Origin of the sequence: uncultured Winogradskyella sp., from assembly GCF_947496485.1 — a bacterium.
Taxonomy (GTDB): Bacteria; Bacteroidota; Bacteroidia; order Flavobacteriales; family Flavobacteriaceae; genus Winogradskyella.
Genome location: NZ_CANMCZ010000001.1, coordinates 343,166 through 360,644, shown reverse-complemented (window position 1 = coordinate 360,644; position 17,479 = coordinate 343,166). Strand labels below are relative to the sequence as shown.

The 17,479-nt window shown below is 34.9% G+C and carries 8 protein-coding genes; all 8 read left to right on the top strand.

The genetic code is table 11. The annotated features are described in order from the left end of the window. Positions 1 to 48 precede the first annotated feature (48 nt). The gene (locus Q0822_RS01560) at positions 49 to 3,084 is read left to right on the top strand and encodes a sugar-binding domain-containing protein (RefSeq protein WP_299119258.1); all 3,036 of its coding nucleotides are present in this window, start codon (positions 49 to 51) and stop codon (positions 3,082 to 3,084) included. A 126-nt stretch (positions 3,085 to 3,210) separates the two neighbouring features. Then, the gene (locus tag Q0822_RS01555; RefSeq protein WP_299119256.1) at positions 3,211 to 5,526 is read left to right on the top strand and encodes a hypothetical protein; all 2,316 of its coding nucleotides are present in this window, start codon (positions 3,211 to 3,213) and stop codon (positions 5,524 to 5,526) included. After that, a complete protein-coding gene (locus Q0822_RS01550) occupies positions 5,519 to 9,016 on the top strand; it encodes a glycosyl hydrolase (RefSeq protein ID WP_299119253.1) in 3,498 nt (1,165 codons plus the stop codon). Before Q0822_RS01555 ends, Q0822_RS01550 begins: the two co-directional genes overlap by 8 nt. 98 nt (positions 9,017 to 9,114) lie before the next feature. Next, complete coding sequence (locus Q0822_RS01545; protein ID WP_299119250.1) at positions 9,115 to 10,437, top strand: BNR-4 repeat-containing protein; 1,323 nt, start codon at positions 9,115 to 9,117, stop codon at positions 10,435 to 10,437. A 49-nt stretch (positions 10,438 to 10,486) separates the two neighbouring features. After that, positions 10,487 to 11,827, top strand: a complete 1,341-nt coding sequence (locus Q0822_RS01540) for a sulfatase-like hydrolase/transferase (RefSeq protein WP_299119247.1) — start codon at positions 10,487 to 10,489, stop codon at positions 11,825 to 11,827. A gap of 12 nt (positions 11,828 to 11,839) precedes the next feature. Next, positions 11,840 to 13,321 carry a sulfatase gene (locus Q0822_RS01535; protein ID WP_299119244.1) on the top strand — a complete coding sequence of 494 codons (1,482 nt, stop codon included), beginning with the start codon at positions 11,840 to 11,842 and terminating at the stop codon, positions 13,319 to 13,321. Positions 13,322 to 13,413: 92 nt separating this feature from the next. Continuing rightward, a complete protein-coding gene (locus Q0822_RS01530; protein ID WP_299119242.1) occupies positions 13,414 to 15,975 on the top strand; it encodes a T9SS type A sorting domain-containing protein in 2,562 nt (853 codons plus the stop codon). 29 nt (positions 15,976 to 16,004) lie between these two features. Then, a complete protein-coding gene (locus Q0822_RS01525; RefSeq protein WP_299119240.1) occupies positions 16,005 to 17,465 on the top strand; it encodes a sulfatase in 1,461 nt (486 codons plus the stop codon). Positions 17,466 to 17,479 lie beyond the last annotated feature (14 nt).

The following is a 17,479-nucleotide window of genomic DNA, read 5'->3' as shown; positions in this document are numbered from 1 at the left end:
TTCATAATTTTTAAAATTAAGTTTGAGTGACGTGTGAAGGTCAATCAAATGAAAATTAAAAAATCGCTACTACTTCTATTTTTAGTTATAGGTATAAATCTTGTTTATACGCAGCGGTCTGTAACAAATTTTAATAACAACTGGCAGTTTATTTTAGAGGACAACGCCAATTTTTCGCAAGAAGATTTAGATGATTCGTCTTGGACAACCTTAAACGTTCCACACGATTGGTCTTTTGAAAAAGGCGTGCGGAAAGGTGGAGACCAAGGACAAGGAGGTGGTTATCACGATGGTGGTATTGGTTGGTATCGTAAATCTTTTGATGTCAACAAAGCAAGTCTTTCTAACAACACCTACATCAATTTTGATGGCGTTTATATGAATAGCGATGTTTGGGTCAATGGCAACCATTTAGGAAAACGACCATATGGCTACATTAGTTTTAGATATGATATTTCCAAGTATTTAAAAGCAGGAAGAAATACAATTGCTGTTAGAGTTGATAATAGTTTAGAGCCATCTGCACGTTGGTATCATCCATGCGGAATCTATGCACAAGTAAAATTGATTAGCGTTAATCCAACACATTTTAAACCCAATAGTATTTTTATAAAAACACCATCTATTCAAAAAAATAAAGCAACCGTTAGTATTGATGCAGAAATTAATGGAACTACAAAAGGGTTAAAATATGAAGTCAAATTGTTTTCACCAGATGGCAAACAACTTACCTCCACGTGTAAAAAACTTAAAGTATCCAATCCGACCTATCAATTCCAAATAGACAACCCAAAATTATGGAGTCCAGAAAGTCCAAGTTTGTACAAGTCTGTGACTCAGATTTTAGACGGTAAAAAAATCATTGATGAGGTTGAAACCACATTTGGTTTCAAAACCGTAGAATGGAAAACCGAAACGGGCTTTTGGTTAAACGGAGAAAATGTAAAATTGAAAGGGGTTTGTGAACATTGGGAAGGAGGACCAGTTGGAGGAGCTTGGACAAAACCCATGTTGCGTTGGAAATTACAATCCTTAAAGGATATGGGAATCAATGCCATTCGTCCGTCACACAATCCAACACCACCAATGTTTTATGATATATGTGATGAAATCGGTTTGCTCGTTATGGATGAGATATTTGATGGTTGGCACAAAAAAGCACCTCAAGATTATGGCAAGCAAGCTTTTGATGAATGGTGGAAACGTGATGTAAAAGAATGGATAACACGAGATAGAAATCACCCAAGTATTTTTGTTTGGAGTTTAGGCAATGAAACCCATAGTGACATTGCACCAGAATTGGTGAAATTTGGCAAAAGTTTAGACCCAACACGATTGTTTACATCTGGCGCAGGAAATCCAGAAGACATGGATATTACAGGCGTTAATGGAGGATCTGAAACCAAGTCTTTTATAGAAAGTAGAACATTTGATAAACCATTTATTTCAACAGAAGCACCACATACTTGGCAAACAAGAGGCTATTACAGAACACAAACATGGTGGCGCGATAACGAATTACCAGGCACATATGAGCTACCGAATTTGACCGAAAAGGAAATATTTTTCTATGAAGGCATCAATCCTAAAAACTGGAGGAATAGAAAGCAAAGTTTTAATTCGTCTTATGATAATGCAACTGTAAGAGTTTCGGCAAGAAAATATTGGGAAGTGATGCGAGATCATGCTTGGCATAGTGGTCATTTCCGTTGGACGGGTTTTGATTATTATGGAGAAGCTGGTTTAGTACATGGAGGTTTACCTTTCAATTTATTCATGGGAGGTGCTTTAGATGTTGCTGGATTCAAAAAAGATTTATTCTATTTCTATCAAAGTCAATGGACCAAAGAAACGATGTTACATATGTTACCACATTGGACACATCCAAGAATGCAAAAGGGAACTGTAATTCCGGTTTGGGTGTATTCTAATGCTGATGAAGTAGAGTTGTTCTTAAACGGAAAATCTTTAGGAAAAGACCAACCAGGAACCATTTGGAACGAAATGCAATGCGAATGGATGGTGCCTTATGAAGAAGGAAAACTAGAAGCTGTAGCTTATAGCGATGGCAAGGAAGTCAAACGCACCTCTTTTTCAACGAGTAAACAACCGTCAAAATTAAGAACAAGTATTGAGAGATTAGATGCTGAAGATTCGTTTACCACAAGTTACATCATTACTTCAGAAAGTTTGGATGCTTTTGATAATTTATATCCTTATGGAGAAAACAAAGTTTACTATAATATTCAAGGAGATGTAAAAAAAATTTCGATGGAAAATGGAAATCCAATTGATCCTATGAGTCGAACAAAATCAGATTTTAGAGCCTTGTTTTTCGGAAAAACAAGGCTATTCCTAAGAGAATTACCCAATCCAAAAGTGGCTTCCATAGTAACAGCATCAATTTTAGGAGACAAGGCATTATACAACTCCAATACAATCACCATTGACGCTAAACAGATTCAAGTTTTAGGAAATTCAAATGTTGATGATTTAGAAATTCTGTATACAACCAATGGTGAAAACCCAGCAACAGAAGGCACAATTTATAAAGGCTCTTTTGAAGTTACTGATAACACCACAATAAAAGCTATAGTAAAACAAAACGAAAAAATTGTTTTAAACATGGAAGAAACATTTGGTAAAAATGAAGGTTTATTTTGGGGCGACGAACATTCTAAGGATATGTGGATTGGTAGAGGAATCAATATTTCTGCAGAAGATGGCATTATAAAAGGCGGAGCAAAAGCAAGCACAGACGCGCGTCGTTACAAAGGAACTGGATTTGTTCGCTTTGATGGAAAGGAAGGTTCCGTAGAATTTTATCAAGAAAATGATGGTGAAGCAGGTGATTATAGTATTCGTTTTCGGTACATGCATAATAATGAAGGGGAATTACATCCTATGAAATTGTATGTCAATGATGAATACATCAGAACATTAGAGTTTAAAGCAACTGGTGGCTGGGAAAAGGAGTGGAAATTTGTGCCTGCTATTATAAGATTAAAGGCAGGAGCTAACAGTATTAAGTTAGAAACAACTGGTGAAAGTGGTGCTTTTATTGATGAGTTGTTTGTGGATTAAAAAAATATTTAAAATTGAGGATATTATGAACATATTAATTGCAATGGGTGTTTTGTTAGTGTTTAATTTTCTATTGTTAATGTTTAGTTGCAATAAAGATTGAATTGTAAAAATAGTAGCGGTATTATGAACAAAGTAGTATGTTTTGTAGTTTTTATGTGTTCCTATACCTATGCCATGGAGGTGAAAGATTTGAAATGTGAATCGCAAACAAACCCAACAGGCATAACCAGTAATAAACCACATTTTAGTTGGACTTTTATAGGTGATGCAAAAAGTCCAAAACAAGGAGGCTATAGAATTGTAATGGCAACCTCACCAGAAAAATTAAAATATCCAGACCTTTGGGATTCAGGGCCAACCAGTTCATCACAATCTAGTGGCATTCAGTATTCAGGAGAGCCTTTAAGAAACGGACAACGCGTGTACTGGAAAGTAACCATTTGGGGAAATAATAGGGGAGCAGTGCATAGTGAAGTTTCGTGGTTTGAAATGGGGGAAATAGAAAACCCTGAAACTGCATTTCAACCTTATGTGTTTTCTAAATCTAGAAAAGGTGTCATCAAAATCAATATAAACAGTAAAAGTAAAGGTAGAACTTTTGAAGGTGTTGGAGCGGTTAGTGCAGGTGCTTCAACAGATTTGTTATACGATTATGAAGATCCTGTAAGAAGTCAAATTTTAGACCTTTTATTCAAACCTAAATTTGGAGCAGGTTTCCAACATCTAAAAGTAGAAATGGGTGGAGGAGAAAATTCTACTTGTGGCTCAGAACCTTCTCATGCATTTACAAAAGAAGAATTAAAAAATCCGATTGCTCGCGGATATGAGTTTTGGTTGATGAGAGAAGCCAAAAACAGAAATCCTGATATGATTCTTGAATACCTGCCTTGGAGTTTTCCTGGGTGGCTAAAACCAAACATATACTCGCAAGAATCTGCTGAGTATTTTGTAGCTTTTTTAGATGTCGCAAAAAAACAATGGAATCTAGATATAGATTGGGTGGCAGCCGTAGAAAATGAAAATGATACAGATCGTAATTGGTTGGTAAACCATATGAGACCTACTTTAGATGCACGAGGTTATAAAAATGTGAAAATTCAAGGCCCTGATGATAACAGTGGTGATTGGAAAATATTTGATGATTTAGAAAAAGACAGTGCGTTTGATGACGTCATTGAGGCTGTAGGTTATCACTACGTTTCAGGAAGGGAATTTACCGATAATATGGTTGATGGTCGTGGTCGCCCAACTACAGAAAAAGCAAAACAATCGGGAAAACCACTTTGGGCAAGTGAAGATTGGAGCTGGACGGGCAAAGAGTGGGATGGTGCTGGAGCACTCAACTTAGCGCGACTGTACAATAAATTTTACATTAGAGATCAAATTACAAAATCACTGATTTGGGCACCTATTGGATCCATTTATAAATCTGTTACTTGGGATAAGGCAGGCGCTATGAAAGCCAATGAACCTTGGAGTGGCTATTATGAAGTTTGGCCAACAATTTGGGCAACAGCGCATACTTCACAATTCGTTTCACCAGACAATTGGCAATATTTAGACGGTGCATGTGGGTTGTTTGATGCATCAACTTATAAAGGAAGTGTTGTCACTTTAAAAGATAAAAAGAGCACCAATTGGAGTATGATTATATGTACTGAAAATGCAGAATCATTAGAGGTGAAAATTAAAAAGGACTTAGCAGATGAAAAGGTATTTGTTTGGAAATCTGATGCAGAAAATCAATTTGTGGAGTTAGCAAGTATCATCCCTAAAAAGAGGTCGTTTAGCATACAACTCGATCCCAAAAGCATCTATTCGTTAACCACAACAACTGGTCAACAAAAAGGAAGGTATGAGATTCCAGAATCTCAAGCATTTCCCTTTCCATATAAAGAGGATTACGAGGATCGAAAGGTTGGTGACTTACCAAAATACCATTCAGATCAAAAAGGGAGTTTTGAAATCGCTTTAAAAGCAGATGGCACCAATTGCTTAAAACAAATTGCACCAGAACCTGGTTATGATTGGATGCGAATCTACCGACGAACAAACATAAAACCCCACACTTTAGTAGGAGACGTAAATTGGAAGAATTTTACCTGTAGTGTAGACGTTTATATAGAAGATGGAAATGTGGAATTAGGAGGACGTGTAAAAGGAAGTTTTTTAAACGGCTATCGATTTATGATAGAAAAAAACGGAAACTGGAAGCTAATGCATAATAAGAAAGCCTTGACCAAAGGAAATATAATCGATTTTGATGGTACTATTTGGCATCAATTGAAACTAAAATTTCAAGGTAAAGAGGTCGAAGTTTTTGTTGATAACGAATCCATAACAAAAACAACTCACGTCGTCAGCAATGGATACGTTGCTTTTGCTAGTTCCTATCATGGAAATCTTTTTGATACTTTAGAAGTAACAGACAATGATTAAAAAAATAATAATCATATTTAATGTTTTCTTCCTAGCTATGCTTAGCATGGCATTACATGGTCAAAATTCATCTATAAACGATGAGTTGGAATCTGGTTTTAAATCACCACCCAACGAAGCCAAAGCCAGAACGTGGTGGCATTGGATTAGCGGAAACGTTTCTAAATCTGGAATCACAAAAGATTTAGAAGCCATGAAGCAAGTTGGCATTCAAGAAGCCCAATTGTTTAATGTGCATTTAGGTTTTCCAGAAGGTCCCATAAAATATTTAAGTGAAGACTGGTTAGACTTGTTTCTCTTTTCGGCTACTGAAGCCAAACGATTGGGTTTAGAATTGGCATTTCACAATGGTCCTGGTTGGTCATCATCAGGAGGACCTTGGGTAACACCTGAAAATGCAATGCAAACCGTTGTTTTTAGTGAATTGAATATTGAAGGAGGAAAACGGTTTAAAAGCGAAATTCCAAAACCAGAAACAAAGTTTGATTACTATAAAGACATTGCAATCTTAGCATTTCCAAAGCCAAAACAAGCTTTAAAAATTGAGGGTTTAGATTATAAAATATTGTCAAACCGAATTCGAAATCATCTATTACCTGACACTAAAGATATTCCTGAGTCTGCCATCGTCAAAAAAGAAAGTATTGTTGATATCACTTCTAAGCTTAACTATAAAGGTATTTTAGAATGGGATGTACCAAAAGGCGATTGGATTATTTTACGAATTGGACATACACCAAATGGTGCTAAAAATAGACCAGCACCAAATGGAGGTAGAGGATTAGAAGTCGATAAAATGTCTAAAAATGCTCTAGATGCCTTCTGGAATGCTGGAATTCAACCTATTTTAAATAAGTTAGGAGACTTAGTTGGGACAACTGTAAATAATTGTTTGATTGATAGTTACGAAGTGGGTTCGCAAAACTGGACAACTGGTTTTGGTATTCAATTTGAAACTTTAAGAGGTTACGCTTTAACATTGTATTTGCCAACCTTAGCTGGTTATTATGTAGATAGTGGCGAAATTACAGAACGCTTTCTTTGGGATTTTAGAAGAACGATTGGCGATTTAATTGCTGAAAATTATTATGGCCGTTTTGCAGAATTGTGTCATCAAAATAATTTAAATTTTTCAGTAGAACCGTATTGGGGACCTTTTGATAATATGCAAGTAGGTGCAAAAGGCGATATCGTTATGTGTGAATTTTGGAGTGGAGGCTATCCGTTTTTCGATTCCTCAAAATTTGTGTCTTCAATCGCGCATTTAAACGGAAGCTCAATTGTAGGAGCTGAATCTTTTACTGGTATTGGTGGTTGGGATAAACATCCAGCAACCATAAAAGCTATTGGTGATAAAGCTTGGGCAGAAGGCATTACACGTTTTATTTTTCACACCTATGTGCATCAACCTTGGGATGTGGCACCAGGTTTAGCCTTAAGTTATCACGGTTTTGATTTTAACCGTTTAAATACGTGGTGGACACAAAGCAAATCGCATTTAGATTATATAGCTAAATCACAATACTTATTACAACAAGGAAATAATGTAGCAGATGTATTGTTTTTTACAGGAGATTCTTCGCCAAATACTGCTTTTTTACTACCAGAGCTTAAAAAGAAGGGTTACGATTATGATTTAATTGGTGCTAATAAATTATCTGAATTATCGGTGAAAGATGGAAAAATTGTCACAAAGTTTGGTGGTGCTTATGAAGTTTTATTATTACCAGAAAGCGATTGGATAACAGCCAAATCATTAAAAACTATTAAGGTATTGGTTGATAAAGGCGCAAAAGTAATTGGAGCGAAACCAAAGCAATCGCCAAGTTTAACCAATTATCCTGAAAATGATGCTTACATCAAAAAAACAGCCAATTCACTTTGGGATAATAATAGTATAAGAGATATTTCTGTTGAATCGTTTTTAGAAAAAAACAATATTTTTCCAGATTTTTCTTCTGATGCAAATAAGAATTCAGATATCAGTTTTATCCATAGAAAAACTGAAGATGTTGATATATATTTTATCGCGAATGCGAAAAAAGAACGCATAACACTTGATGCGAATTTTAGAGTAATAAACAAACAACCTGAATTATGGAATTCTGAAACAGGAGACATTAAAAAACTAGCGGTTTGGAAAACTAATGATGATGGTACAACAAACATTCCAATTGTTTTAGATGCTGAACAATCGGTATTTGTGGTTTTTAGAGAGCAGACTGGGAATCAAAATCAAATTGTAAAAACGACTGAGCGTTTAGATGAATCTGAAACTGAACCCTTATCAAACTTAAAAATAATTAAGGCTGAGTATGGTAATTTTTTACAGGAAGGTTTGGTAGATATTACTGAAGAAGTAGCTAAAGAAGTAAATAACGACAAGCTGAGTTTTCAAATGACTAGAGCCTTTTGCGATTGTGACCCAGCGATGGGTTATGTAAAAGAGTTCCGAATGGCATATCAAATTGGAGATGAAGTTAAGCATATGCATGCAGAGGAAAGAGAGTTTGTTACTATTGATGCTAAGGGTAAAGACCTCAAAATAATTTCGGCGATATTTGGGAAGTTTAAAGCTGAAACCACAGGTGTCCCGAAAAACTTTGAAGCTTTTGACGTAACTGAAACCATCAAACATCTAGTAAGTTCAAAATCCTATAATATCAAGATTTCTGATAAATTAGTTGAAGGTAAAACATTAAAAAACAAAGATAATTTTCTGAAAATTACTTTTGAAACGGATGGAAATGAAAGGACTGAAATTATTGCAGAAGGTGAATTTTTAAAACTAGATAAATCGCTTCCAAAATCAGAAATTTATAAAAAAGACGACAACACGATTTGGAAAACACCTTTTTCAGGTACATTAATTTACGAAACCAAATCAGGAATATCACAGACTGTAAGCGTCAACGTTCCAGAACCCATAATGCTATCTAAAAATTGGGAAGTTACTTTTCCACTTCAATACGGAATATCAAAAAAGAAAACCTACAAAACCTTAAAATCTTGGTCAGAAGCCTCAGAAGAAGACATTCAACATTTTTCAGGAACTGCTATTTATGAGAAAACATTCAATTTGTCTAATGAGCAGATGTCCAAAGACAATGCTTTTCAATTAGATTTAGGAAGTGTTGGTGTTATTGCAGAAGTCATTGTAAATGAGAAAAAAGTAGCCACACTCTGGAAAGCGCCTTTTAGAGTAACTATTGATGATTTTGTTAAGCTTGGAGAAAACAAACTGCAAGTTAAAATCACTAATGTGTGGGTAAATCGATTAATTGGTGATGAAAAATTACCATTAGATTATGAACGAAGAGGAAATAAAATTAAAACCTTACCAAATTGGTTAGATAATCCCGAAAAGCGTTTATCAAAAAGACAAACCTTTGCCTCTTGGAAACATTGGAACAAAGATTCCAAATTAAAAATGTCTGGACTTTTAGATCCTGTTAAAATCATAATTTTTAAAACTAAAATCCTAAGATGATTAGAAAAACGTTCATACTAAAGCTGTGTGTTTGCTTTTGTTTTATAGCATGTAAGTCACCAAAAAATGATTCGCCTAATGAAGAGTCAAATGAAAACATGGTGGACTATTTTGCCGATAATGGTTTTGGAAATGCGGTGGCAATTGTGCAACATCCATCTGGTGTTTACCATAAAGGCATTACTTATGTGGCTTACCAAGGTGCTTTAGAAGACCCTTATGTAGCTTCATATAATCATAAAACTAAAGAATGGAAAGGCCCATATAAAGCGGGTGTTAGTAAAATGGGTAAAGATCCAAATCGAAAAAAACGAATAGATAATCACGGTAAACCGGCCATTCTTATTGATGATGCTGATTATATTCATATTGCTTTTGGAGGTCATGGTGGGACACTTGAAGATGGTGATAACCCTTTAGGAAATCATCATTACGGAAAAAATTTACATGCCGTTTCCAAAAAACCATTAGATATTTCTTCTTGGGAAACTTTAGATAATATATCAGTATTTGGTACCTACAGTCAGTTTGTAAAAATGGATAATGGCGATATGTATTTATTTTATCGTCACGGTGCACATAGAAGTAATTGGGTGTATCAAAAATCAACCGATAATGGTGTTACTATTGGTGAGCCTATTTCATTTTTAAAACACAAACGCAGAACAGATATATTAGCTGAAGATTCTTGGTATCCTTGGGTAACTAGAGGTAATGGAGACGATATTATTGTGGCATTCGATTACCATATTTGTAGAGATAGAAATAACACTCAGGATGAGCGAGGCCATATTCCAGAACGACATAACCTTTATTATATGGTTTTTGATACCAAAACTAATCAATGGAAAAACGTAAAAAACGAAACTTTAGAAATGCCTTTAACCAAGGAATTGGCAGACGAAAAAACCTTGGTAAGAAAAATACCTGACGATTGGACATTTCAAGCTATAGCAGATGTAGGTCCCAATGGTAATCCACATGTGGGAGTTTTGGTTGGTCCAGACGTAGGAGCCAACAGAAGTGGCCCTAAACGCATACAACATTTCGGATGGGATGGACAGGTCTGGTTAAAAAGTGATACTTCTAATCTTCCGAAAGGTGATGGTATTTTCGACGTAAAATCAGGCACAGAAGTAAGTCTATATTTAGAAAGTCAGACCAACGATGATGTAGGAGAAATAAGTCGATGGGACAGTTCTGATACTGGAAAAACGTTTAATAAAGAAACTGTCCTTTTAAGTCGAAAGAACTCAGGATTTGTGATATCTTCTCTAATTGATAATCCGCATCCTGATGCTAGACTGATTGTTGGAGAAAAAGTAAAAGGGTCGGATTTCAGAAATATGTATCTCTTAGGAGATAATGGTGCTGTGATGCGCAATAAAAATGAAGCACAAGTTTTAAAAAATGAAGACTAGTAGGGAATAATAAATAAAATAGAATCGTTAAATAAATAGAATAATTATCATGAAGAGATTAAGCCATATAAGTTGTTTAATAATACTTGCAGCTATTTGTTTTTCTTGTGGAAATGAGACTAAAAACAAGATAGCTAAAGACGAAAAAGAGGCTAAAGAGTCGCAATTGCCTAACATTGTATTCATCCTTTCAGATGACCAATCATGGACCGATTACAGTTTTATGGGAGACGAAAATATTGAAACACCAAGGCTAGATCAATTTGCTTCAGAAAGTCTAACATTTACCAGAGGTTATGTACCAACATCCTTATGTTCACCATCCTTAGCAACCATAATCACAGGAATGTATCCAAAAGACCATGGCATCCTTGGAAACGATGTGGCTTATGAAAGGACTAAAGATAAAGCTGTTAAGAGAAAGAATAGAAGTGAGGCCTATAAGCCCATGATTTCTCATTTCGAACGCTTAACAACATTGCCAGATTTGCTCAAAGAAAAAGGGTATTTATCGTTTCAAACAGGTAAATGGTGGCATGGTAATTATAAAAATGGAGGTTTCGATTACGGTATGACCCATGGAGACCCAAATCGTGGAGGTCGTCATGGTGATTATGGGCTGGAAATCGGGCGAAAAGGAATGGATACTTTAACCAGTTACGTCGATTTAGCTATTAAAGAAAAAAAGCCATTCTTTTTATGGTATGCACCTTTTTTACCACACGCACCACATACACCACCAAAGCGTTTGTTAGATAAATATCTTCCAAAAGCACCTACAGAATATGTGGCCAAGTATTGGGCCATGTGCGAATGGTTTGATGAAACCTGTGGCGAATTATTTGATATTATTGAAGAAAAAGGGTTGACCGAAAACACCCTTTTTGTTTATGTATGTGATAATGGTTGGGTACAAAATTTAAATGATAGCAAGTATAATGAAATATCAAAACGTTCGCCTTACGATTTAGGAATGCGCACGCCAATTATGTATAAGTGGGCAGGAGAAATTAAGCCAAAGATGGATACGACGACCGTTGTAAGTAGTATTGATATGGTGCCAACAGTTCTAGATATTTTGAATATTGATAAACCTGAAAACTTACCAGGCATAAATGTTTTAGACGAAAAAACACTTCAGAATAGAGAAGAGATTTTTGGAGAAATCTATGCACACGATTTTACGACTATAGAGTCTAGTTTGTTTTACACTATAGCAATTGCCCCACCTTATAAATTAATTGTGCCAGATGCGGTTAGAAAACCAAAGGAAAAAATCCAATTATTTAATATTGATGAAGACCCTTTCGAGAAATATAATATTGCTAGCAGTAATCCTGAATTGGTCGAAAAACTGAACAAGAAAATTGAAGCATTTAGAACAGAATAGTAATTGGTAATTATGAAAAACATACGCTTCATATTTTTGATACTACTGATGTTTTCATGTAAAAATGAAAAATCAACGCCTGCTGAAACAGAAAATGAAAAGCCAAACGTATTGTTTATTTCTGTTGACGACTTAAACAATTGGATTAGTCCTATTGATAATTTTTCGAACGTTAAAACCCCAAATTTTGAGAGGTTGGCAAAAATGGGTGTAACCTTTACAAATGCGCATGTGCAAGCACCACTTTGTGGCCCATCACGAGCCTCTATTATGACAGGTTTGCGTCCCTCTACTACAGGAATTTATGGTATGACACCAGATAATAAAATCCGAAGAGTAGGAAACCCAGCCACAAAAGACATTACATTTCTTCCAGAGTATTTTGAAGAAAACGGATATCATACGATGGGTATTGGTAAACTGTTTCATATTCATTCACCAGATAGTTTATTTAACGAATCTGGAGGACGCGTCAAAGGCTTTGGTCCTTATCCAGAAAAACGTTTTGTTTGGGATGGTTTTGGAAAAGGAATAAAAGGAACACATGGCAGAACAAGTACAGATTGGGGCGCTTTTCCTGAAAATGATACTCTAATGCCGGACCATCAATCTGTAAATTGGGTTGTGGAACGTTTAAACAGAACATACGATAAACCATTCTTTTTAGGACTTGGATTTCTTCGTGTTCATGTGCCATTGTATGTACCTCAAAAATGGTTTGATATGCATCCTTTAGAAAGCATAGAAACACCACCATATTTAGTAGACGACTTAAATGATATTCCACCAGTCGGAATGCAAATCAACGACTTGCCAATGATGCCTTCTACGGAATGGGCAAAGGAAAGTGGCGAATGGAAAAAAATTATACAGGCGTATTTAGCCTGTATGAGTTATGTGGATTACGAACTGGGTCGTGTTTTAGATGCTTTAGAAAACAGTAAATATGTCGATAATACGATTATTGTATTATGGTCAGACCATGGCTACAGATTAGGCGAAAAAGGCACTTTTGCAAAACATGCGCTTTGGGAAACCGCTACTAAAGCACCGTTAATGTTTGCCGGACCTAATTTACCAAAAGGAAAAAAGATAGATACACCAGTAGAAATGCTGTCTATTTATCCAACACTCTTGGAATTGAGCGGATTGCCTGCTTATTCTAAAAATGAAGGTGTAAGTTTAGAGGGTATGATGCAAAATAATAAAGCGGTAAATGAAAGTTACGCCATTACAACCTTTGGAATGAATAATCATACCATTAAAAAAGATGGGTTTAGGTATATTCAATACGAAGATGGAGCTCAAGAATTTTACGACCACAGTACAGACCCTAATGAATGGAATAATGAAGCAGATAACCCTAAATACGCGGAAAAAATTAAAGAGTTAAAAGTACTCTTACCAAACGTGAATTCAAAATGGGATTCTGAATCCAATTATACGTTTCAGCCTTATTTTGTTGAGCAAAAGACTCGCGTAAATGGACAATAAACGAATAATTACGATGTCCATGACATAACAGGACAGCTATTCTATAGAATATAACTAAATTGTCATTCACAATAATTTTAATCATAGTTTAAATGATGTCATCTCTAAAGAAGCTAGCCGTTTTATTATTCATTTTTAGTCTTTACAACTTAAGCGCACAAGTAACTCTATCTGCAGATTTTACAGATGAAGCTGATGAGAGCGCACCTTTACATAATATTTGGTCTATAGCTAATAGAATTAGTCCTCAAAATGGTTCAAATGTACGTCCAGGACTTAAAATGAATACCGTTAGAATGATTGGCGGAATCAATAAAATTGTAAATGGAGTACGAATGAAAGATTTAGATTTTGATACCTGTTTGTATGATTCTATTAATAATCAATACGTTTATAGATTTGAGCCACTGATAGCAAGGTTAGATAATATTATTAATTCTCAAACAGAAATCCATCAAATTGTCTTAGATCAACCGCCTTGGGCTTTTCAACACGGCTATACGTTTATTCCTGAAGGGACTATAGATAACGTTAATTTTCGAGAAAACGAACAAATATCTATTTATGGAAATTCTTTACCTCCTGCAGATCAAGTTGCATACTATGATTATATAGTAGCATTGATGACCGAGTTAGTAGCAAACTATGGAGAAGAAATGGTGTTGTCTTGGCGTTTTAGAGTCGGTTCGGAAATCGAAACACCAGACCATTGGTTTGGTACCAAACAAGATTTTATAGAGCATTATGAAAATACAGAAAGTGCAGTAAGGTCAGTTTTGCCGAATGCAATGATTGGTTTACACACAAGAGCTCCAGATTTTCTCTATCAAAATGGCTCTGTATTAAATTACAAAGGAGAGCCTTTCGCTTCTTTTGCTGAGGATTTAATAGAATATTGTTTTGATAATAATGTGAAATATGATTTTTGGGGAATATCAGATTACGTAGTTCTAGGTAATAGTAATTTACGTAATATGAGCATTAAGTATGATCATTTATTTGCAGATTTGATAAATCATCCAGAATGGGACGCCAGTGCAACCATTGATTTAATGGAGTATGCAACAGTAACCACAATGAATGGTGCTGATGGCAATGGGTTTATTAATGCAGAAACATCTCATGCAGAAATTGTAGAATTGTATTTTTCTAATATTTTTTATAAAAATAAAGAGGAGGGCTTAGATTTAATATATAGATGGGGTAATAGAACTGGTTCACAAGATCCTCCAGGAATTAGTATTTTGAATTCTATGAATGGCAAGGTTCGTTATACAACAGATATTTCTGGTACACCAGAAACTCCAACAAATGATGTTGATGCTATTTTTTCAAAAAAGGATGGCGCTACAGAATATGATGTTTTAATATATAATTATAACAATAGTTCTTTAAACTATGTGGATAATGAGGAGGTAAATGTGTCTATTACGTCCGAATTACCAGAAGGTACAACCTTATATTATAGAAGTATTTCTTATGATAAAACCAATAATAAACTTCAGAATTTCTTAGAAGAAAATTCTGGATTAGGTTATGTAAAAAGTGGATTTAATGACAGAGGTGATCCAGAGAGAATTTTAACGGAAGCTGGTTTAGCTGCATATGAAGCATATCAAAATCCAAACCCGCACCAATATAGTAATTGGGAAAGTATAGTCACTACTGCACGAACAGATGGTGAATCTGGCTCAGTAATAAGTTTACAAACAGAAGTTCCTTCATTTGCGTTCGAAAAGTTTGAATTTAGAACCGAAGATTATTTTACAACCCCTATTACACCTGCAACTGTTGTTTGGACGACTTCAGAAGATTTTGCGCCTTGGACAGCAGTGAGTTCAGGAATGAATGTAAATACAGATAATGATTTATTAACCTTGAATTATTCAAATGGATTTGCATTTCCAATGGCAGCAATTACAGAGTTAAATATTAATTCTGATTTGTATGACACATTACAGTTAGTTGTTAAAAATAACACAGAAGACACGTTTCTTCAAATGGCCGCAAATATTCCAGGTACAGTATTTGCAACTGGTAGAAAAAAAATCACAATCCCGAATGATAATGAGTGGCATACGATAGATGTAGATTTAACAAACTGGTCGCATTGGGAAGGTATTATTAACGAATTTAAGGTATATGAAAGTGTAAATACAGGTAGTATTGTATTTGATAGAATAGAGTTTATACCTATTGCAAATAGTCAGATTTTTGATGTAACAATTGGTAAAGTAGGTAATGGCATATTAAATTATGAAAGCGGAACTTCTTTTGGAGGGCAGCAATTTGATTTAAATGCCATTGCAGATCAAGGCTGGGTATTTCAAGGTTGGTCTGGTGATATTGTAAGCACAGAAAATCCGTTAACAATAACAGTTAATTCCGATTTAAATATAACAGCCACATTTGTACAAGAAGGATTGTCTGTAGATGAAAATAATTTAGACAATGCTTTTACTGTTTTTCCAAACCCAAGTTCTAATGGTGTGTTTACACTAAAAAGTAATACAGCAGAACTTTGGGAAGTGTATAGCATAACAGGAGTTAAAGTTCTGTCTGGAAAAGGAAATACAATAGATATCTCTAATTTTTCACATGGAATGTATATTCTAAAATTAAATAATGCTTACAAAAAAGTATTATATAACTAAGAGGTTTGGCAACTAGAAGATTGGTTAATATGAAGATATTTTCAAAAATTCCAATATTTGTTTTTTTAGCAATTCTTTTTTTAAGTTGCAATACATCATCTTCACAAAAAAATAATAATGATGATCAAAAACCAAATATTATCTTCTATCTGGCAGACGACCAAGATGTATATGATTATGGTTGTTATGGTAATGAAAAAGTAAATACTTCTTCAGTAGATCGATTAGCAAAAGAAGGCATGCTGTTTACAAATGCATTTACGGCACAGGCGATATGTGCGCCTAGCCGATCTCAAATTTTCACGGGACAATATCCACTTAAAAATGGTTGTTTTGCAAATCATACGGCTACAAAACCAGACATTAAAAGTGTGACTGAACACATGAAGAATTTAGGCTATGAAGTTGTTTTAGCCGGAAAAAGCCACGTAAAACCAAATAGTGTATATCAATGGGATAAGGAATGGGAACCAGTGCCAAAAGAAAACGCGCCAAGAGAATACATTCCATTGGATAGTATTGAAAATTATTTCAAAACGGCTAAAAAACCGTTTTGCATGTTCATCACATCAAAATATCCGCATGGTAAATATTTTGACGTCAATAATCCAAATGCTGAAGACCTTAAATTTTATCCTTTCAATGCACATAAAAAAAATGACAAAGCATATATTAAAAGCAGAGCTGGTTATTATCGAAGTATCGAAGAGGACAACACACAATTGGAAAGCGTCTTAAGTTTTGTCGACACCCATTTAGACAAAAACACATTGTTTATATACAGTGCAGATCATGGCGTTTCAGGTAAGTTTACCGTAAAAGATATTGGTTTAAGAGTGCCATTTGTGGCGCGTTGGCCAGAAGTTATAAAAGCAGGTTCAACCTCAAATCAGTTGATTCATTATACAGACGTTTTGCCGACTTTTTTAGATGTTGCTGGAGGTGAATCAACTGAAGATATGGATGGGAAAAGTATGTTACCATTGCTTAAAGGAAAAGATGATGAAATCAACACGTATGTCTATGGCGTAAGAACCAATCAAAACATTTTAAATTCTGAAATTTTTCCATCTCGAATGATTCGAGATAAGCGATATAAATACATCCGAAATTTCAATTCGTTGGAAGTTGTTGAACAAAATTTAACAGGAAAACCTAATGTGGACTACTTCATTAAAAGAGGTGCTAATGCATTTAAGAACGAACTATTTGAGGAATTATATGATTTAGAAAATGACCCTTTTGAGCAACAGAATTTGGCTAATAATTCAGAATTAAAAGCTGTAAAAGAAAGATTGGTAAAAGACTTATTTACATGGATGAATGAACAAGGTGATATTTTAAATAAAGAAATTGGCAATATGCCGATCATTACACCCAAAGGAAAAAGGGGATTTAAGCTAGATCAAGACACACCAAGACGAAAAATACCAGATTCCATAAAAAACACACTTACAAAAGACGATTATATAGTTATTGAACATTGGTAAAAAAATAGTTTAAG

What these genes read in the sequence shown, in the direction of transcription:
- Q0822_RS01560 (WP_299119258.1), top strand. Translation starts at nt 49, where the DNA reads ATGAAAATTAAAAAATCGCTACTACTTCTATTTTTAGTTATAGGTATA.
- Q0822_RS01555 (WP_299119256.1), top strand. Translation starts at nt 3,211, where the DNA reads ATGAACAAAGTAGTATGTTTTGTAGTTTTTATGTGTTCCTATACCTAT.
- Q0822_RS01550 (WP_299119253.1), top strand. Translation starts at nt 5,519, where the DNA reads ATGATTAAAAAAATAATAATCATATTTAATGTTTTCTTCCTAGCTATG.
- Q0822_RS01545 (WP_299119250.1), top strand. Translation starts at nt 9,115, where the DNA reads ATGGTGGACTATTTTGCCGATAATGGTTTTGGAAATGCGGTGGCAATT.
- Q0822_RS01540 (WP_299119247.1), top strand. Translation starts at nt 10,487, where the DNA reads ATGAAGAGATTAAGCCATATAAGTTGTTTAATAATACTTGCAGCTATT.
- Q0822_RS01535 (WP_299119244.1), top strand. Translation starts at nt 11,840, where the DNA reads ATGAAAAACATACGCTTCATATTTTTGATACTACTGATGTTTTCATGT.
- Q0822_RS01530 (WP_299119242.1), top strand. Translation starts at nt 13,414, where the DNA reads ATGATGTCATCTCTAAAGAAGCTAGCCGTTTTATTATTCATTTTTAGT.
- Q0822_RS01525 (WP_299119240.1), top strand. Translation starts at nt 16,005, where the DNA reads ATGAAGATATTTTCAAAAATTCCAATATTTGTTTTTTTAGCAATTCTT.